Source organism: Streptomyces sp. NPDC048255 (genome assembly GCF_040652415.1).
In the GTDB taxonomy this organism is placed as follows: Bacteria; Actinomycetota; Actinomycetes; order Streptomycetales; family Streptomycetaceae; genus Streptomyces.
The window spans coordinates 30,985-50,407 of sequence record NZ_JBEZMA010000006.1 but is presented as its reverse complement, the minus strand read 5'-3'; the positions used below and the strand labels follow the sequence as shown (position 1 = coordinate 50,407).

General features: G+C 69.2%; 19 protein-coding genes. All 19 read left to right on the top strand.

Translation table 11 applies throughout. From position 1 onward, the window contains the following. The first annotated feature begins 424 nt into the window (after window positions 1-424). The 19 genes from rho to AB0D94_RS07665 all read left to right on the top strand — a co-directional run bounded on the left by rho (window position 425) and on the right by AB0D94_RS07665 (window position 19,307). Window positions 425-2,515, top strand: a complete 2,091-nt coding sequence (rho, locus tag AB0D94_RS07755) for a transcription termination factor Rho (RefSeq protein WP_362047140.1) — start codon at window positions 425-427, stop codon at window positions 2,513-2,515. 337 nt (window positions 2,516-2,852) lie between these two features. Next, on the top strand, window positions 2,853-3,971 hold the full coding sequence (locus tag AB0D94_RS07750; protein ID WP_362047137.1) for an LCP family protein: 1,119 nt from the start codon (window positions 2,853-2,855) through the stop codon (window positions 3,969-3,971). 207 nt (window positions 3,972-4,178) lie between these two features. Further along, entirely contained in the window at window positions 4,179-4,397 is a 219-nt protein-coding gene (gene rpmE / locus AB0D94_RS07745; RefSeq protein ID WP_362047134.1) for a 50S ribosomal protein L31, read from the top strand. A gap of 126 nt (window positions 4,398-4,523) precedes the next feature. After that, entirely contained in the window at window positions 4,524-5,603 is a 1,080-nt protein-coding gene (gene prfA / locus AB0D94_RS07740; RefSeq protein WP_362047131.1) for a peptide chain release factor 1, read from the top strand. A gap of 56 nt (window positions 5,604-5,659) precedes the next feature. Next, a complete protein-coding gene (prmC, locus tag AB0D94_RS07735) occupies window positions 5,660-6,505 on the top strand; it encodes a peptide chain release factor N(5)-glutamine methyltransferase (protein WP_030295285.1) in 846 nt (281 codons plus the stop codon). A 49-nt stretch (window positions 6,506-6,554) separates the two neighbouring features. Then, a complete protein-coding gene (locus AB0D94_RS07730) occupies window positions 6,555-7,202 on the top strand; it encodes an L-threonylcarbamoyladenylate synthase (RefSeq protein WP_362047128.1) in 648 nt (215 codons plus the stop codon). Next, window positions 7,199-7,831 (top strand): protein-tyrosine-phosphatase, encoded by a 633-nt coding sequence (locus AB0D94_RS07725; RefSeq protein WP_362047125.1) that lies wholly within the window; start codon window positions 7,199-7,201, stop codon window positions 7,829-7,831. The genes AB0D94_RS07730 and AB0D94_RS07725 overlap by 4 nt, the downstream gene beginning before the upstream one ends. A 76-nt stretch (window positions 7,832-7,907) precedes the next feature. Then, window positions 7,908-9,137 (top strand): serine hydroxymethyltransferase, encoded by a 1,230-nt coding sequence (gene glyA / locus AB0D94_RS07720; protein WP_362047122.1) that lies wholly within the window; start codon window positions 7,908-7,910, stop codon window positions 9,135-9,137. Between the two features lie 104 nt (window positions 9,138-9,241). Beyond that, a complete protein-coding gene (locus AB0D94_RS07715) occupies window positions 9,242-10,588 on the top strand; it encodes an MraY family glycosyltransferase (protein ID WP_362047625.1) in 1,347 nt (448 codons plus the stop codon). Between the two features lie 274 nt (window positions 10,589-10,862). Next, complete coding sequence (locus AB0D94_RS07710) at window positions 10,863-11,300, top strand: hypothetical protein (protein WP_362047119.1); 438 nt, start codon at window positions 10,863-10,865, stop codon at window positions 11,298-11,300. 241 nt (window positions 11,301-11,541) lie between these two features. Next, complete coding sequence (gene atpB, locus AB0D94_RS07705) at window positions 11,542-12,348, top strand: F0F1 ATP synthase subunit A (protein WP_362047621.1); 807 nt, start codon at window positions 11,542-11,544, stop codon at window positions 12,346-12,348. A 77-nt stretch (window positions 12,349-12,425) separates the two neighbouring features. Then, window positions 12,426-12,650, top strand: a complete 225-nt coding sequence (gene atpE, locus AB0D94_RS07700; RefSeq protein ID WP_030545783.1) for an ATP synthase F0 subunit C — start codon at window positions 12,426-12,428, stop codon at window positions 12,648-12,650. 42 nt (window positions 12,651-12,692) lie between these two features. After that, window positions 12,693-13,244, top strand: a complete 552-nt coding sequence (locus AB0D94_RS07695) for a F0F1 ATP synthase subunit B (RefSeq protein ID WP_362047116.1) — start codon at window positions 12,693-12,695, stop codon at window positions 13,242-13,244. Next, entirely contained in the window at window positions 13,241-14,056 is an 816-nt protein-coding gene (locus AB0D94_RS07690) for a F0F1 ATP synthase subunit delta (protein ID WP_362047113.1), read from the top strand. Before AB0D94_RS07695 ends, AB0D94_RS07690 begins: the two co-directional genes overlap by 4 nt. Before the next feature lie 130 nt (window positions 14,057-14,186). Then, window positions 14,187-15,782, top strand: coding sequence for a F0F1 ATP synthase subunit alpha (gene atpA, locus AB0D94_RS07685; protein WP_362047110.1), 1,596 nt, complete (start codon window positions 14,187-14,189; stop codon window positions 15,780-15,782). Between the two features lie 20 nt (window positions 15,783-15,802). Next, complete coding sequence (locus AB0D94_RS07680; RefSeq protein ID WP_362047107.1) at window positions 15,803-16,720, top strand: F0F1 ATP synthase subunit gamma; 918 nt, start codon at window positions 15,803-15,805, stop codon at window positions 16,718-16,720. Further along, window positions 16,720-18,162, top strand: coding sequence for a F0F1 ATP synthase subunit beta (gene atpD / locus AB0D94_RS07675; protein ID WP_266784486.1), 1,443 nt, complete (start codon window positions 16,720-16,722; stop codon window positions 18,160-18,162). Before AB0D94_RS07680 ends, atpD begins: the two co-directional genes overlap by 1 nt. Window positions 18,163-18,327: 165 nt before the next feature. Beyond that, window positions 18,328-18,699 (top strand): F0F1 ATP synthase subunit epsilon, encoded by a 372-nt coding sequence (locus AB0D94_RS07670; RefSeq protein WP_361754900.1) that lies wholly within the window; start codon window positions 18,328-18,330, stop codon window positions 18,697-18,699. 161 nt (window positions 18,700-18,860) lie between these two features. Further along, the gene (locus tag AB0D94_RS07665; RefSeq protein ID WP_362047103.1) at window positions 18,861-19,307 is read left to right on the top strand and encodes a DUF2550 domain-containing protein; all 447 of its coding nucleotides are present in this window, start codon (window positions 18,861-18,863) and stop codon (window positions 19,305-19,307) included. The last annotated feature ends 116 nt before the right edge of the window (window positions 19,308-19,423 follow it).

Sequence of the window (19,423 nt, the reverse complement as noted above, 5' to 3'; positions counted from 1 at the left end):
CCACGGGTACCCGGCCGGTCCGGGGCGGGCGGCCAGGGCAGGCCGCCCGCGCGGGAAAGCGCGATTGCCGGTGATTGAGAGGGGGAATGTCTGTTGGATCCGGTAGTGTTAATCTCAAGTGCGCATCCGAAGCCGCCATGGCTCGGTGCTCAGTGTCCCCATCCGGGACCACCTTTCTTCCGGGAGCCTCCCCGACTGCTTTGATCACTTCCAGCAGTTTCGAGCACGCTCCGGAATCGGCGTGACATTCCCACGCTTCCAGCTCGGGGGCTTCTCGCCGGAACCACCCATGCACGTTTCTCTCCGCCGTATCTCTACCGGCGGACCACCGCCCCGGCACAGTCCACACCTAGGACTGTTGTCGGACAGCACAACCGGTCGCCGAGCCAGACAGGCCGACGTCCGCTCCAGGGAAGGACCCTTCGTGAGCGACACCACCGATCTGATGGGCGCTGCCGACACCAATGTCGACACCAGTGCCCCCGCCGCGGGCGCCGCACCCAAGCGTCGCCGCACCGGCACCGGCCTTGACGGCATGGTCCTGGCCGAGCTGCAGCAGGTCGCGTCGGGCCTCGGTATCAGGGGCACCGCGCGGATGCGCAAGAGCCAGCTGATCGAGGTCATCAAGGAGGCGCAGGCGGGCGGCAGTGCCCCCAAGGCCGCGTCCTCCGCCGCCGGAGCCGCCGACACCGCCGAGGCCAAGCCGAAGCGCCGCGCCACCAGCAAGGCCCGTACGGGTGAGGCCGCCGTCGAGGCGCCCGCCGAGAAGCCTGCCACGCAGGCGCAGATCGAGATCCCGGGTCAGCCGGCCAGCGACGACGCCCCGGCCGGCGAGCGCCGCCGCCGTCGGGCCACCGCCCCCTCCGGCAGCCCGGAGGCCTCGGCCCCCGCCGCCGTGCAGGTGGAGCAGAAGACCGAGACCGTCAAGGCCGAGCCCGTCGCCCAGCCCGAGGCGAAGGCGGAGGCCGCCACGGCCGTCTCCGGCCAGCCGCAGGGCCAGGACGGCGAGGGCCGCGGCCGCCGCGACCGCCGCGACCGCGGTGACCGTGCCGAGCGCGGCGACCGCCAGCGTGACCGCCGCGACCGCGGCGTGAAGGCCGATGACCAGGGCCAGGGCGGCCAGGGCCAGGGCGCGCAGGGCGGCGGCCGTCAGGACCGCGCCGACCGTCAGGACCGCCAGCAGCAGGGCGGCCGCGGTCAGGGTCAGGGCCAGGGTCAGGGCCAGCAGGGCCGTCAGGGTCCGCAGGACAACGGTCCGCAGGACGACTTCGACGACGAGGGCGGCCGCCGTGGCCGCCGGGGCCGTTACCGCGACCGCCGTGGCCGTCGTGGCCGCGACGAGTTCGCCCCGAACGAGCCGCAGGTCGCCGACGACGACGTGCTGATCCCCGTCGCGGGCATCCTCGACATCCTCGACAACTACGCGTTCATCCGGACCTCGGGCTACCTGCCCGGCCCCAACGACGTGTACGTCTCCCTCGCACAGGTCCGCAAGGCGGGTCTGCGCAAGGGCGACCACACCACCGGTGCCGTGCGCCAGCCCAAGGACGGCGAGCGCCGCGAGAAGTTCAACGCCCTTGTGCGGCTTGACTCGGTGAACGGCATGGCGCCCGAATCCGGGCGCGGGCGGCCGGAGTTCCAGAAGCTCACCCCGCTCTACCCGCAGGACCGGCTCCGCCTGGAAACCGACCCGGGTGTGCTGACCGGCCGGATCATCGACCTGGTCGCACCGATCGGTAAGGGTCAGCGTGGTCTGATCGTCTCGCCGCCGAAGGCCGGCAAGACGATGATCATGCAGGCGATCGCCAACGCGATCACCACCAACAACCCCGAGTGCCACCTGATGGTCGTCCTGGTCGACGAGCGTCCGGAAGAGGTCACCGACATGCAGCGGTCGGTCAAGGGCGAGGTCATCTCCTCGACCTTCGACCGTCCGGCCGAGGACCACACCACCGTCGCCGAGCTGGCCATCGAGCGCGCCAAGCGTCTCGTCGAGCTGGGTCACGACGTGGTCGTCCTGCTGGACTCCATCACCCGTCTGGGCCGCGCGTACAACCTCGCGGCGCCCGCCTCCGGCCGCATCCTGTCCGGTGGTGTCGACTCGACCGCGCTGTACCCGCCGAAGCGCTTCTTCGGTGCCGCGCGCAACATCGAGGACGGCGGCTCGCTGACCATCCTGGCCACCGCGCTGGTCGACACCGGCTCGCGCATGGACGAGGTGATCTTCGAGGAGTTCAAGGGCACCGGCAACATGGAGCTCAAGCTCGACCGGAAGCTCGCCGACAAGCGCATCTTCCCCGCGGTGGACGTCGACGCGTCGGGCACCCGCAAGGAGGAGATCCTGCTCAACAGCGAGGAGCTCTCCATCACATGGAAGCTGCGCCGGGTGCTGCACGCGCTCGACTCGCAGCAGGCGATCGAGCTGCTGCTCGACAAGATGAAGCAGACGAAGTCGAACGCCGAGTTCCTGATGCAGATCGCGAAGACGACCCCGTCGGGCAAGAACGACGACTGAGGTCCCGACGCCGGTCCGCACAGGTCCGCGTCACCACAGCCGCCCCCGTCGCACCCGCGGCGGGGGCGGCTGTGTGCTGTGTACGCCCGGTGCGAGCTTCGCCACACTCCGGGTTCCCCCGAACCTCCGCCCCACTCCCGCAGTCCCCGGCCAAAGCCCCAGGTCGGCGCGGTGCCGCGCGCGGCGGGCGGCGCGGGGCCGGGCGCGCCGCCGTGGCGGGGCGGTTGTCGCGGCCGTGGAACCCTGGGGGGCCGTTCGGCCGTCTGTGTCAGAGGACCGCAGGGTGAGAAGCGACCGGCCGTGGCGGCCGGGGACCGGACCCAGGACTGAGGAGAGCATGAGCCAGGACAGCACGGGCGGCACGGGGGGCACGGGGGGCGGCCGGCGTGCCGCGGGCCGGCGGCGACGGAAACCGCCCAGGCGCCGCAGAGCCCTCGTCATCGCCGCATGGAGCGCCGCGGGCGTGATCCTGCTGGGCGGTGCGGGCCTGGGCTACTTCTACTTCAAGCTCAACGGCAATCTGAAGACCGTCGACATCGACGCGGCCCTGGGCACCGACCGCCCGCAGAACGTGGACAACGGCTCGATGGACATCCTCGTCCTCGGCTCGGACTCCCGCGGCGGCGCCAACGGCGAGTACGGCCGGGACGACGGCGGCTCCGCCCGCTCCGACACCGCGATGATCGTCCATCTGTACGAGGGCCACGAGAAGGCCAGCGTCATATCGATACCCCGCGACACCATGACCGCGCGCCCCTCCTGCACCACGACCAACGGGAAGACCGACCCCGGCGGGACGCACAGGCAGTTCAACGAGGCCTACACGATCGGCGGGGCGGCCTGCGCGGTCAAGACGGTCGAGAAGATGTCGGGGATCCGCATGGACCACTACATCGAGGTCGACTTCACGGGCTTCAAGAAGATCATCGACAACCTCGGCGGCGTCGACGTGACCACCACCAAGCCGATCAAGGACGACGCCAGCCACCTCGACCTCGCGGCCGGCCCCAACAAGCTCAACGGGGAGCAGGCCCTCGGCCTCGTCCGTACCCGCAAGAGCGTCGGCGACGGCAGCGACCTGGGCCGGATACAGCTCCAGCAGGCCTTCATCAAGGCACTGATCAAGCAGGTCAAGACCATCGGCCTGTTCGACAACCCCAAGCAGCTGCTCTCCCTCGCCGACTCCGGGACCAAGGCGCTCACCACCGACAGGGCGCTCGGCGACGTGAAGTCCCTCATGGGCTTCGCCCAGGGCCTCCAGGGCATCGACGCCCAGGACATGCAGATGATCACCCTGCCGGTGACCGTGGACCCCCGCGACAAGGACCGCGTCACGCCGCTCACCAGGGAGTCCAAGCTCGTCTGGGACGCCCTGCTGGTGGACCAGCCGATCCCGGCCGAGGCCACCAAGAACTCCATGGGGGACAAGACCTCGGCCGGCGGGATCGTCCAGTAGGAGCCCGGTGTCCGCAAGGGATCGGGGAGGGGTCGGGGAGGGATCCGAGGGGGTGCGGAATAGATGCCGACCCGCTCCCGTTGAGGGAGGCGTCCTCAGAATTTTGACAGGCAGCCCGGTCCTGGCAGACTGGTCTGTCGGCCCCGGTTCACGCAGTGCGCAATTCGGCTCCTGCGACCCGGCGCCCTCCCGAATCTAGGAGACACCTTGAAGAGCGAGATCCACCCCGAGTACGTCGAGACCCAGGTCAGCTGCACCTGTGGCGCGTCGTTCACCACCCGCTCCACGCTGACCAGCGGCGCCATCCGTGCCGAGGTCTGCTCCGAGTGCCACCCGTTCTACACGGGCAAGCAGAAGATCCTCGACACCGGTGGCCGCGTGGCCCGCTTCGAGGCGCGCTTCGGCAAGGGTGCGGCCAAGAAGTAGCGACACCCAGGCGCCGGTCACCGGCCGCCCCCTGTCCACTCGGGGGCGGCCGGACCGGCGCCTTTGTCGTCGTCCCGGCACGACACCCCTTGCAGTCCTTTCGTACTTTCACCACAGGAGCCCCCGATGTTCGAGGCGGTCGAGGAACTGATCGGCGAGCACGCCGATCTTGAGAAGAAGCTCGCCGACCCTTCGGTCCACTCGGATCAGGCCAACGCGCGCAAGCTGAACAAGCGCTACGCGGAGCTGACCCCGATCGTGGCGACCTTCCGCGCCTGGAAGCAGTCGGCCGAGGACATCGCGACGGCCAAGGAGTTCGCGGCCGACGACCCCGACTTCGCGGCCGAGGCCAAGGAGCTGACCGCGCAGCGCGAGGAGCTCACCGAGAAGCTCCGCCTGCTGCTGGTCCCGCGCGACCCCAGCGACGACAAGGACGTGCTCCTCGAGGTCAAGGCGGGCGCGGGCGGCGACGAGTCGGCGCTGTTCGCCGGCGACCTGCTGCGCATGTACCTGCGCTACGCCGAGCGCGTGGGCTGGAAGACCGAGATCATCGACGCCACCGAGTCCGAGCTCGGCGGCTACAAGGACGTCCAGGTCTCCGTCCGCACCAAGGGCGGCAACGGCGCCACCGAGCCCGGCCAGGGCGTGTGGGCCCGCCTGAAGTACGAGGGCGGCGTGCACCGCGTCCAGCGGGTTCCGGCCACCGAGTCGCAGGGCCGCATCCACACCTCCGCCGCCGGCGTGCTCGTCACCCCGGAGGCCGAGGAGGTCGAGGTCGAGATCAACATGAACGACCTCCGCATCGACGTGTACCGCTCGTCGGGCCCCGGCGGCCAGTCCGTCAACACCACCGACTCGGCCGTGCGCATCACGCACCTGCCGACCGGTGTGGTCGCCTCCTGCCAGAACGAGAAGAGCCAGCTCCAGAACAAGGAGCAGGCCATGCGCATCCTGCGTTCGCGGCTGCTGGCCGCCGCCCAGGAGGCCGCCGAACAGGAGGCCTCGGACGTGCGCCGCAGCCAGGTGCGCTCCGTGGACCGCTCCGAGAAGATCCGCACGTACAACTACCCGGAAAACCGGATCTCGGACCACCGGACCGGTTTCAAGGCGTACAACTTGGACCAGGTGCTCGACGGCGACCTCGACGCGGTCATCCAGGCCTGCGTCGACACCGACTCCGCGGCCAAGCTCGCTGCCGCACACTGATCCCTGCCCGATCCCCGCACCACCCCCCCCGTACGACAGCAGCCCGGAGGACCAGCGTGAACTTGCTGCTTGCCGAGGTGGCCCAGGCCACCCAGCGGCTGGCCGCCGCCGGCGTGCCCTCACCGCGCTTCGACGCGGAGGAGCTCGCCGCCTTCGTGCACGGCGTCAAACGGGGGGAACTGCACCACGTCAAGGACGCGGACTTCGACGCCCGCTACTGGGAGGCGGTCGCCCGCCGCGAGGCGCGCGAGCCGCTCCAGCACATCACCGGCCGCGCCTTCTTCCGCTACCTGGAGCTCCAGGTCGGGCCCGGGGTCTTCGTGCCCCGGCCCGAGACCGAGTCGGTCGTGGACTGGGCCATACACGCCGTGCGGGCCATGGACGTGGTCGAGCCGATGATCGTGGACCTGTGCACCGGCTCCGGCGCCATCGCGCTGGCCATGGCACAGGAGGTGCCGCGCTCGCGCGTGCACGCGGTAGAGCTGTCCGAGGACGCCCTGCGGTGGACCCGTAAGAACGCCGAGGGCTCCCGGGTCACCGTCCACCAGGGTGACGCGCTGAGCGCCCTGCCCGAGCTGGACGGCCAGGTCGACCTGGTGATCTCGAACCCGCCGTACATCCCGCTCACCGAGTGGGAGTACGTCGCCCCCGAGGCCCGCGACCACGACCCCGAGATGGCGCTCTTCTCCGGCGAGGACGGTCTCGACACCATCCGCGGCATCGAACGCACCGCCCACCGGCTGCTGCGGCCCGGCGGGATCGTCGTCATCGAGCACGCCGACACCCAGGGCGGCCAGGTGCCGTGGATCTTCGCCGAGGAGCGTGGCTGGGCCGACGCGGCCGACCACCCGGACCTCAACAACCGCCCGCGCTTCGCGACCGCCCGCAAGGCGCTGCCGTGACCGGCGCGACCCTTCCCGTCACCCCCCTGCTGCTTGAGGAGGCCCGCTGATGGCCCGGCGATACGACTGCAACGACGCGACGGACCGCAAGACGGGCCTGCGCGAAGCCGCATCCGCCGTGCGCCGCGGCGAGCTCGTCGTGCTGCCCACCGACACCCTGTACGGGATCGGCGCGGACGCCTTCAGCCCGGAGGCCGTGAACGACCTGCTCGCCGCCAAGGGGCGCGGCCGCGGCATGCCCACCCCGGTCCTCATCGGCTCCCCGAACACCCTGCACGGCCTCGTCACGGACTTCTCGGAGCAGGCCTGGGAGCTCGTCGACGCCTTCTGGCCGGGCGCGCTGACCCTGGTCGCCAGGCACCAGCCGTCGCTGGCCTGGGACCTGGGGGACACCCAGGGCACCGTGGCCGTACGCATGCCCCTGCACCCGGTCGCCATCGAGCTGCTGACCGAGGTCGGCCCGATGGCCGTGTCCTCGGCCAACCTGACCGGCCACCCGGCGCCCGAGGACTGCGACGCGGCGCGCGAGATGCTCGGCGACTCCGTGTCCGTGTACCTGGACGGCGGGCCGACGCCCGGCATCCAGCCGTCGTCGATCGTCGACGTCACCGGGAAGGTCCCCGTCCTGCTGCGCGAGGGCGCGCTCACCGCGGACCAGCTGCGGGAGGTCGTACCCGACCTCGAGGTAGCCCCGTGACCCCTGAGGGGCGTGGCATAGCCGGGGACAGCACCTTCCGCATACTCCACGTCAGCACCGGCAACGTGTGCCGCTCGCCCATCACCGAGCGGCTGACGCGGCACGCCCTCTCGCACCGCCTGGGCGGGCTCGTCACCGGCGACCTCATCGTGGAGAGCGCCGGCACCTGGGGCCACGAGGGCGCCCCGATGGAGGCGAACGCGGCCGCGGTGCTGGCGGACTTCGGGGCCGACGCCACCGGCTTCACCGGCCGGGAGCTGCTCGACGAGCACGTCATCCGGGCCGACCTGGTGCTGACCGCGACCCGCGACCACCGGGCGCAGGTCATCTCGATGGGCCACTCCGCGGGCCTGCGGACCTTCACGCTGAAGGAGTTCACCCGGCTGGTACGGGCCATAGACCCGGCCACGCTCCCGCCGCTCGACGACGGGATGGCGGAGCGGGCGCGCGCCCTGGTGCGGGCCGCCGCCGCGCTGCGCGGCTGGCTGCTGGCCCCCTCGCCGGACGCCGACGAGGTGTACGACCCGTACGGCGCCCCGATCACCTTCTTCCGCTCGATCGGCGACGAGATCAACCAGGCGCTGGACCCGGTGGTCACGGCCCTGACGGGCGTCACCGCCTCGCGCTGAGGCGCCGCGAGGCGGGACGGGCGGGGGCGGCCTACAGTGGCTCGTACCGGAACCCCCACTGCGCGGGAGTCGCGCCATGAGCGTCATCACCCAGGCCACCGATGCCCTGCGGCAGCAGGATCCGCAGCTCGCCGACATCCTCGAAGGGGAGCGGCAGCGGCAGGCCGGCACCTTGCAGCTGAGCGCCGCCGAGAACTTCACCTCGCCCGCCGTGCTCGCCGCCCTCGCCTCCCCGCTGGCCAACAAGTACGCCGAGGGGTACCCGGGCGCCCGGCACCACGGCGGGTGCGAGTACGCCGACCTGGCCGAGCAGCTCGCCGTGGAGCGGGCCAAGGCCCTGTTCGGGGCGGAGCACGCCAACGTACAGGCGCATTCCGGTTCCTCCGCCGTCCTGGCCGCGTACGCCGCGCTGCTGCGGCCCGGGGACACGGTGCTCGCGATGGGGCTCACGTACGGGGGACACCTCACCCACGGTTCGCCCGCGAACTTCTCGGGGCGGTGGTTCGACTTCGTCGGCTACGGCGTGGACGCGGAGACCGGGCTCATCGACTACGAGCAGGTGCAGCAGCTCGCGCGGACGCACCGGCCCAAGGCCATCGTCTGCGGATCCATCTCCTACCCCCGCCACCCCGAGTACTCGGCCTTCCGGGAGATCGCCGACGAGGCCGGGGCCTACCTGATCGCCGATGCCGCCCACCCGATCGGGCTGGTCGCCGGCGGGGCCGCCCCCAGCCCCGTCCCGTACGCCGACATCGTCTGCGCGACCACGCACAAGGTGCTGCGCGGGCCGCGCGGCGGGATGGTCCTGTGCGGCGCCGAGTACGCCGAGCGGATCGACCGGGCGGTGTTCCCCTTCACCCAGGGCGGCGCGCAGATGCACACCATCGCCGCCAAGGCCGTGGCCTTCGGCGAGGCCGCCGGGCCCGCGTTCACCACGTACGCCCACCGGGTCGTCGCCAATGCGCGGGTCCTGGCCCAGGCGCTCGCGGAACTCGGCTTCGCGGTCACCACCGGGGGCACGGACACGCATCTGATCACCGCCGACCCGGCGCCGCTGGGCGTCGACGGCCCGACCGCGCGCGGCCGGTTGGCCGCCGCCGGGATCGTGCTGGAGACGTGCGCCCTGCCGTACGGGGACCAGCGCGGCATCCGGCTCGGCACGGCCGCCGTCACGACCCAGGGCATGGGGGAGCCGGAGATGCGCACCATCGCCTCGCTGTTTGCCGCGGCACTGCACGGGGAAGCCGCGAAAACCCGTACGGAGGTCAAGCAGCTGACGTTCGGGTTTCCCCCGTACGGGGAGTAATCGGGACAAGGGGGTCGTAGTGCAACCGGGAAGCGGCCACCCGGCGTCCTTGGTAGTAGGGACATCGCAGCTAATGTGTGGGGCTGAGATGGCCGGCGATACATCTGGGGCAGCCCGTGCGTGAATATCTGCTGACGCTTTGCGTCACGGTCGCGGTGACCTACCTGCTCACCGGGCCCGTGCGGAAGTTCGCGATCGCGGCCGGGGCGATGCCGGAGATCCGTGCCCGGGACGTGCACCGCGAACCCACACCGCGCCTCGGCGGCATCGCGATGTTCGGCGGCCTGTGCGCGGGCCTCCTCGTCGCCGACCACCTGCGCAACCTCAACGGCGTCTTCGAGCTGTCGAACGAGCCGCGGGCCCTGCTCTCCGGGGCGGCCCTGATCTGGCTGGTCGGCGTGCTGGACGACAAGTTCGAGCTCGACGCCCTGATCAAGCTCGGCGCGCAGATGATCGCTGCCGGCGTGATGGTCATGCAGGGCCTGACGATCCTCTTCATCCCGGTCCCGGGCATCGGCACGGTCGCGCTCACCCAGTGGCAGGGCACCCTGCTCACCGTCGCCCTCGTCGTGATCACCATCAACGCGGTGAACTTCGTGGACGGCCTGGACGGCCTCGCCGCCGGCATGGTGTGCATCGCGTCGGCCGCGTTCTTCCTGTACGGATACCGCCTCTGGTACGGCTACGGGATCGAGCAGGCGGCCCCGGCCACCTTGTTCGCCGCCATCCTGATGGGCATGTGCCTGGGCTTCCTGCCGCACAACATGCATCCGGCCCGGATCTTCATGGGCGACTCCGGCTCGATGCTGATCGGCCTGGTGCTGGCGGCCGGCGCGATCTCCATCACCGGGCAGGTGGACCCGGACACCATGGCCCTGTTCGCGGGCGGTGAGCGCAACGCGACGCACGCGATGCTGCCGGTCTTCATCCCGCTGCTGCTGCCCCTGACCATCATCGCCATCCCGGTGGCGGACCTGGTCCTGGCCATCGTGCGGCGCACCTGGAAGGGCCAGTCGCCGTTCGCGGCCGACCGCGGCCACCTGCACCACCGGCTGCTGGAGCTCGGACATTCCCACAGTCGAGCGGTCCTGATCATGTACTTCTGGTCGGGCCTGATCGCCTTCGGCGCGGTCGCCTATTCGGTGCATTCCGCCTCGATGTGGATCGTGCTCGCGATCGCCGGGCTCAGCGCGCTGGGCCTGGTCCTGCTGCTCCTGCCGCGCTTCACCCCGCGGGCCCCGCGCTGGGCGGAGGGGCTGGTGCCGCCCCGCTACCGGCACGCCGCGCGGGCCGCGGAGGCCGCGGCCGAGGCGGCCGTGCAGGAGGCTCCAGGGGCGGAACCGGAGCCCGTCCGGCCGATCGTGGCGGGAGTCTCGGGCGTCAACGGCGCGACCGCCGTGGGCCCCCGTTCGCGCTTCCCCGACCGGCGTAAGGCCGGATCGACCCGCTGACGCCTCGGGCGCATGTCCGACATGGCGGTCCTTTACCAGACAACCCGGTCGCCTGTCGCGCACACACGCGCAGGGTCCCTCTCATGTGTGACAGTCAGCACATCACGCAGGTAAAGCTCTCATCAAATAGTTTGTGATACCGTTCACTAAACCCGGCGACAGAGCCGAAGGACCGTAGTGCGACGGTCCCTTGGCCCGAGGCTCTCACTCGGACCGGGCTTACGCTCGTCCCGTACGAGTCCCTTGCCCCCACCACCACGCGGAGCAAACCGCCATGCGGTCAGATGACGTCCGATTCCTCATGCAAGCCGCCGTACCCACGGCTGTCGCCGGCGCTCTCGCCGCCGCGATCAGCGCGTTGGTCGTCGGGAGCAAGGGTGCCGTCGGAGCCGTCGTCGCGACGCTGGTCGTGATGTTGTTCATGGGCATCGGATTCGTCGTTCTCCAGCGCACGGCGAAATCACTTCCGCATCTCTTCCAGGCCATGGGGCTCATGCTCTACGCGGCCCAGATTCTGCTGCTCTTCGTCTTTCTCGCCGCGTTCAAGAACACCACGCTGTTCCACCCCAAGGCTTTCGCGATCACGCTCGTCGCCACCACCCTCGTGTGGATCGGCGCACAGACGCGTGCTCATATGAAGGCCAAGATTCTTTACGTCGAACCGGACTCGGTGAAGGGCGACAAGCCCGACAATCCGGGGCCGAAGTCGTGAAGGGTAGGGCCGGGATAAGTGGGCGTTCGGGATCCTGCTATCGTCCGGTGCCAACTGCGGCACTGCGGGCGCGGGCATCTGAGCTGACGCCTGTTCCATCGCGAGGCTCGATGCCTGACTGCCGCCCCACCATCCGTTACACCAGTCCAGTGCCGAACCGCGGCTGCGCGCCGCGCCGACACAACGAGGTTGCCGTACCTATGCGCCACGCTGAAGGAGCCCTGCGGTGAGTGCTGCTGACATGACGCTCGCCTTCGATATCAACTGTCATTTCGAAGACGGCACTGGCTGTGGCTTCCCGGCCCCGACCCTGTACTCGTTCCTCTTCAAGCCGATCTTCGGCGATGCGGATGGCCTGTACTTCAACAAGACGATGCTGCTCGCCCTGCTGGGCTCGATCGTCATCGTTGCGTTCTTCTGGGCCGCGTTCCGGAAGCCGAAGGTCGTCCCGGGCAAGCTGCAGATGGTCGCCGAGGCGGGCTACGACTTCGTGCGCCGCGGCATCGTCTACGAGACGCTCGGTAAGAAGGAAGGCGAGAAGTACGTCCCCTTCATGGTCGCGACGTTCTTCTTCGTCTGGATCATGAACCTGTGGTCGATCGTGCCGCTCGCCCAGTTCCCGGTCACCGCGGTCTTCGCCTACCCGGTCGGGCTCGCGCTCGTCATCTACGTCATGTGGATGTCGGTGACCTTCAAGCGTCACGGCTTCGTCGGTGGCCTGAAGAACGTCACGGGCTACGACAAGTCCCTCGGCGCGATCCTGCCGATGGTCATGGTGATCGAGTTCTTCTCGAACGTCATCGTCCGCCCCTTCACCCACGCGGTCCGACTGTTCGCGAACATGTTCGCCGGTCACACCCTGCTGCTGCTGTTCACCATCGCCAGCTGGTACCTGCTGAACGGGATCGGCATCGCCTACGCCGGTGTCTCGTTCGTCATGGTCATCGTGATGACCGCGTTCGAGCTCTTCATCCAGGCTGTCCAGGCTTACGTCTTCGTGCTCCTGGCCTGCAGCTTCCTGCAGGGCGCGCTCGCCGAGCACCACTGAGCGAGTTCGCTCCGCAAAACCCCGAATCGTCCGGTGGCCAACCCCCACCGGTCCATGAAAGAGAAGGAAGAACTGGCATGTCCCAGACCCTTGCTGCCGTCGAAGGTTCCCTCAGCTCCGTCGGTTACGGTCTCGCGGCGATCGGCCCGGGCGTCGGCGTCGGCATCATCTTCGGTAACGGCACGCAGGCTCTCGCCCGTCAGCCTGAGGCTGCCGGTCTGATCCGCGCCAACCAGATCCTCGGCTTCGCCTTCTGTGAGGCGCTCGCCCTCATCGGTCTGGTCATGCCGTTCGTCTACTAAGACGAACCTCACGACTAGTCCGAATCGACGAAAGGCACTGATGTGAACCTCCTGGTTCTCGCGGCTGAGGAGCCTCAGAATCCCCTCATTCCGCCGATCCCCGAGCTCGTCATCGGTCTGATCGCCTTCGTCATCGTCTTCGGCTTCCTCGCGAAGAAGCTCCTCCCGAACATCAACAAGGTTCTGGACGAGCGCCGCGAGGCCATCGAAGGCGGTATCGAGAAGGCGGAAGCCGCCCAGACCGAGGCCCAGAGCGTCCTGGAGCAGTACAAGGCCCAGCTCGCCGAAGCCCGGCACGAGGCCGCGCGCCTGCGCCAGGAAGCGCTGGAGCAGGGCACTGCGCTGAAGGAAGAACTGCGCGCAGAGGGCCAGCGGCAGCGTGAGGAGATCATCGCTGCCGGCCACGCCCAGATCGCGGCCGACCGTAAGGCCGCCTCTCAGGCACTCCGTCAGGACGTGGGCAAGCTCGCCACCGACCTGGCCGGAAAGCTCGTCGGCGAGTCCCTTGAGGACCACGCCCGGCAGAGCCGCACGATCGACCGTTTCCTCAGCGAGCTCGAGGAGAAGGCTGCATCGAGTGGGGCCGCCCGATGAACGGAGCGAGCCGCGAGGCGCTGGCCTCCGCACGCGAGCGTCTCGACGCGCTGACGGACAACACGTCCGTCGACGCGGCGAAGCTCGCCGGTGAGCTGGCAGCCGTCACCGCGCTGCTCGACCGTGAGGTCTCGCTGCGTCGGGTCATCACGGACCCGGCGCAGTCCGGCGAGGCCAAGGCCGAGCTCGTCGCTCGGCTGCTCGGCGGTCAGGTCGGCGGGGAAACCCTCGACCTGGTGTCCGGCATGGCCCGGTCCCGCTGGTCGCAGTCCCGTGACCTGGTGGACTCGCTGGAGGAGCTGGCGGCCACCGCCGACCTCACGGCGGCCCAGCAGGGTGACGCGCTCGACAACGTCGAGGACGAGGTCTTCCGGTTCGGCCGGATCGTCGCCTCGAGCACCGAGCTGCGTTCCGCGCTGACCGACCGCGCGGCCACCACCTCCGCCAAGAGCGAGCTGCTGCGCAGCCTGCTCGGCGGCAAGGTGAACGCCGTCACCGAGCGCCTGGTGATCCGTCTTGTCACGCAGCCGCGTGGACGTAGCCTGGAAGCGGGACTCGAGTCCCTTTCCAAGCTCGCCGCCGAGCGCCGTGACCGCATGGTCGCCACCGTGACCAGCGCGGTTCCGCTCAGCGACGGGCAGAAGCAGCGTCTCGGCGCGGTGCTGGCCACGCTGTACGGCCGCCAGATGCACCTGAACCTCGACGTGGACCCCGAGGTCCTCGGCGGGATCTCGGTGCGGGTCGGCGACGAGGTCATCGACGGCACCATCGCGGACCGCCTCGCAGAGGCGTCCCGCCGCATGGCCGGCTGACCAGCCACCAATAGAACAAAAGCATTCCTAGCGGCCCGGTTGGGCCGTGCAGAACTTGCAGAAGATTCCTGGGGGTCGCCCCCAGACCCCTAAGAAGCTTCAGGCCCAACAAGGAGAGCAGGGAACCCAGATGGCGGAGCTCACGATCCGGCCGGAGGAGATCCGGGACGCACTGGAGAACTTTGTCCAGTCGTACCAGCCGGACGCGGCCTCGCGCGAGGAGGTCGGAACGGTCAGCGTTGCCGGCGACGGCATCGCGAAGGTGGAGGGCCTGCCCTCCGCCATGGCGAACGAGCTGCTGAAGTTCGAGGACGGCACCCTCGGTCTCGCCCTCAACCTCGAGGAGCGCGAGATCGGTGCGGTCGTCCTCGGCGAGTTCAGCGGTATCGAGGAGGGCCAGCCGGTGCAGCGCACCGGTGAGGTGCTCTCCGTCGGCGTCGGCGAGGGTTACCTCGGCCGCGTTGTCGACCCGCTCGGCAACCCGATCGACGGTCTCGGCGAGATCGCGACCGAAGGCCGTCGCGCCCTCGAGCTGCAGGCCCCCGGCGTCATGGTCCGCAAGTCGGTCCACGAGCCGATGCAGACCGGCTACAAGGCCATCGACGCGATGGTCCCCGTCGGCCGCGGCCAGCGTCAGCTGATCATCGGCGACCGTCAGACGGGTAAGACCGCCCTGGCCGTCGACACGATCATCAACCAGCGCGACAACTGGCGCTCCGGTGACGTGAACAAGCAGGTTCGCTGCATCTACGTCGCCATCGGCCAGAAGGGCTCGACCATCGCGTCCGTTCGCGGCGCGCTGGAAGACGCGGGCGCGCTCGAGTACACGACGATCGTCGCCGCCCCGGCGTCCGACCCGGCCGGCTTCAAGTACCTGGCGCCGTACACCGGTTCCGCCATCGGCCAGCACTGGATGTACGCCGGCAAGCACGTCCTGATCATCTTCGACGACCTGTCGAAGCAGGCCGACGCCTACCGCGCCGTGTCGCTGCTGCTGCGCCGCCCGCCGGGCCGTGAGGCCTACCCGGGCGACGTCTTCTACCTGCACTCCCGTCTGCTGGAGCGCTGCGCGAAGCTGTCCGACGACATGGGTGCCGGTTCGATGACCGGTCTGCCGATCGTCGAGACCAAGGCGAACGACGTGTCGGCGTTCATCCCGACCAACGTCATCTCCATCACCGACGGCCAGTGCTTCCTGGAGTCCGACCTGTTCAACGCGGGCCAGCGCCCGGCGCTGAACGTCGGTATCTCGGTCTCCCGCGTCGGTGGCTCCGCCCAGCACAAGGCCATGAAGCAGGTTTCCGGCCGTCTGCGCCTGGACCTCGCCCAGTACCGTGAGCTGGAGGCGTTCGCCGCCTTCGGTTCCGACCTGGACGCCGCGTCGAAGGCTTCGCTGGAGCGCGGCAAGCGTCTGGTCGAGCTGCTGAAGCAGGGCCAGTACCAGCCGATGCCCGTCGAGGAGCAGGTCATCTCCGTCTGGGCCGGCACCACCGGCAAGATGGACGACGTCCCGGTCAACGACATCCGTCGCTTCGAGTCGGAGCTGCTGGAGCACCTGCGCCGCGAGCGCAAGGACCTCCTCACCTCCATCGCCGACGGCGGCAAGATGTCGGACGACACCCTGACGTCGGTCGCGGACGCCATCGCTGCCTTCAAGCGCCAGTTCGAGACCTCGGACGGCAAGCTCCTGGGCGAGGACGCACCGGCCGTCAACGTCTCCAAGTGACGACGGAAGGGACCTGACTCATGGGAGCGCAGCTCCGGGTCTACAAGCGTCGCATCCGTGCCATCACGGCGACCAAGAAGATCACCAAGGCGATGGAGATGATCGCCGCCTCGCGCATCGTCAAGGCGCAGCGCAAGGTGGCGGCGTCGATGCCGTACGCGACCGAGCTCACCCGTGCGGTGACCGCGGTGGCGACCGGCTCGAACACCAAGCACGCCCTGACCACCGAGGTCGAGAAGCCGACCCGTGCCGCGATCCTGCTCATCACGAGCGACCGCGGTCTGGCCGGCGGCTACTCCTCGAACGCCATCAAGCAGGCGGAGCGGCTCACCGAGCGGCTGCGCGCTGAGGGCAAGGACGTCGACACCTACATCGTCGGCCGCAAGGGTGTCGCCTACTACGGCTTCCGCGAGCGCAAGGTCGCGGATTCGTGGACCGGCTTCACCGACAGCCCGGCCTACGCCGACGCCAAGCGCGTCGCCGGGCCGCTGATCGAGGCCATCCAGCTGGAAACGGCCGAGGGCGGCGTCGACGAGCTGCACATCGTCTACACGGAATTCGTGTCGATGATGACGCAGAACCCGGTGGACGGTCGGATGCTGCCGCTCAGCCTCGACCAGGCTGCGGAGGAGAGCGGTACGAAGGGCGAGATCCTTCCGCTGTTCGACTTCGAGCCGTCGGCGGAGGACGTCCTCGACGCCCTGCTGCCGCGCTACGTCGAGAGCCGTATCTACAACGCACTGCTGCAGTCGGCCGCTTCCGAGCACGCCGCCCGCCGCCGCGCGATGAAGTCGGCGACCGACAACGCCGGGGATCTCATCAAGAGCCTCTCCCGGCTTGCCAACGCGGCCCGCCAGGCCGAAATCACCCAGGAAATCAGCGAGATCGTCGGTGGCGCGAGCGCCATGGCTGACGCGACCGCGGGGAGTGACAAGTAATGACGACCACTGTTGAGACGGCCGCCGCCACGGGCCGCGTCGCCCGGGTCATCGGCCCGGTCGTCGACGTGGAGTTCCCCGTCGACGCCATGCCCGAGATCTACAACGCCCTCAAGGTCCAGGTCGCAGACCCGGCCGAGGACGGCAAGCTCAAGACCCTGACCCTCGAGGTCGCGCAGCACCTGGGTGACGGCCTCGTCCGTACCATCTCGATGCAGCCGACCGACGGTCTGGTCCGCCAGGCCCCGGTGACCGACACGGGCGAGGGCATCACCGTCCCCGTCGGTGACTTCACCAAGGGTAAGGTGTTCAACACCCTCGGTGAGGTGCTGAACTACCCGGAGGAGAACGCCAACGTCACCGAGCGCTGGCCGATCCACCGCAAGGCCCCTCGCTTCGACGAGCTCGAGTCGAAGACCGAGATGTTCGAGACCGGCGTCAAGGTCATCGACCTTCTCACCCCGTACGTCAAGGGTGGAAAGATCGGTCTGTTCGGTGGTGCCGGTGTCGGCAAGACCGTTCTGATCCAGGAAATGATCTACCGCGTCGCCAACAACCACGACGGTGTGTCGGTCTTCGCGGGCGTCGGTGAGCGTACCCGTGAGGGCAACGACCTCATCGAGGAAATGGCCGACTCGGGCGTCATCGACAAGACGGCCCTCGTCTTCGGCCAGATGGACGAGCCGCCGGGCACGCGTCTGCGTGTCGCGCTTGCCGGTCTGACCATGGCGGAGTACTTCCGCGATGTGCAGAAGCAGGACGTGCTCTTCTTCATCGACAACATCTTCCGGTACACCCAGGCGGGTTCCGAGGTGTCGACCCTGCTCGGCCGTATGCCCTCCGCGGTGGGTTACCAGCCGAACCTGGCCGACGAGATGGGTCTCCTCCAGGAGCGCATCACCTCGACCCGTGGTCACTCGATCACCTCGATGCAGGCGATCTACGTCCCCGCGGACGACCTGACCGACCCGGCGCCGGCGACCACCTTCGCCCACCTCGACGCGACGACGGTTCTTTCCCGTCCGATCTCCGAGAAGGGCATCTACCCGGCCGTGGACCCGCTGGACTCGACGTCCCGCATCCTCGACCCGCGGTACATCGCGGCGGACCACTACGCCACGGCGATGCGCGTCAAGGGGATCCTCCAGAAGTACAAGGACCTCCAGGACATCATCGCGATCCTCGGTATCGACGAGCTGGGCGAGGAGGACAAGCTCGTTGTCCACCGTGCCCGTCGCGTCGAGCGCTTCCTGTCGCAGAACACCCACGTGGCGAAGCAGTTCACCGGTGTGGACGGTTCGGACGTTCCGCTCGACGAGTCGATCACCGCGTTCAACGCGATCTGCGACGGTGACTACGACCACTTCCCCGAGCAGGCGTTCTTCCTGTGCGGTGGCATCGAGGACCTGAAGGCCAACGCCAAGGAGCTGGGCGTCTCCTGATCCGGCGCGCTCCGCGAGGAGCGCATCCGGTGAGCAGGCCGCCAGCGAACGCTGACACTGTCTGCAGACGGAGAGGGGCGGGTATGTCCCGTCCCTCTCCCCACGCCCATTAGAATTTGACCCAACACCCGGCTGACCCGCCGGGTGGTGACCCGAGGAGCCACCTTGGCTGCTGAGCTGCACGTCGAGCTGGTCGCGGCGGACCGCAATGTCTGGTCCGGCGAGGCCACCCTTGTTGTCGCCCGCACCACGTCCGGCGACATCGGCGTCATGCCCGGTCACCAGCCGCTTCTCGGTGTGCTGGAATCGGGCCCTGTGACCATCCGCACCAGCGAGGGCAGCACTGTCGTCGCCGCGGTGCACGGCGGTTTCATCTCGTTCGCGGACAACAAGCTGTCCCTGCTGGCCGAGATCGCCGAGCTCGCGGACGAGATTGACGTCCAGCGTGCGGAGCGGGCACTGGAGCGCGCGAAGGCGGAGGCCGATGCGGCCGCCGAGCGTCGCGCGGATGTCCGGCTGCGCGCCGTAACGGGCTGATCGCCCGTCGGAGTTTGAACCGCTGGGTTCCGGAGGGCGACCTCCGGGGCTCAGCAGACCTCAGCCGCGGTCCGTTCTGGAATTTTCCAGACCGGGTCGCGGCTGAGGCGATGCAGGTCCGTTTTTCGTGAGGCATTCGATGAGCGAGGAGGTCGGTGAAGATGCTCCTCGCTCTGCTTGTGAGCGGCCTGGTCGTAGCCATGGTGGTGATCGGGCTGTTTGTCTTCGGGCTGCGCCGGAGGCTCATCCAGCGTTCCGGAGGCACCTTCGACTGCAGTCTGCGCTGGGGGGTCTCGGAGAAACCCGACATCTCCGGCAAGGGCTGGGTGTACGGGGTCGCGCGCTACAGCGGTGACCGGATCGAATGGTTCCGCGTGTTCAGCTATTCGCCGCGCCCGCGCCGGCTGCTGGAGCGGTCCTCCATCGAGGTGGTCTCCCGCCGCGCCCCCGAGGGCGAGGAGGAGCTGGCCCTGCTCTCCGACGCCATCGTGCTCGGCTGTCTCCACCAGGGGACGCGCCTGGAGCTGGCGATGAGCGAGGACGCGCTGACCGGCTTCCTGGCCTGGCTTGAGGCGGCGCCTCCCGGGCAACGGGTAAATGTTGCCTAAATTCCTTGCCCGTTGAATGGGGGTCCCCCGGACGAAGTCTGGGGGAGGGTGAACGTGGCCTGAGGGCCGGCGGGGACGGATCGTCCCCGCCGGACGGAGTCCGGCGCAGCGGCGCG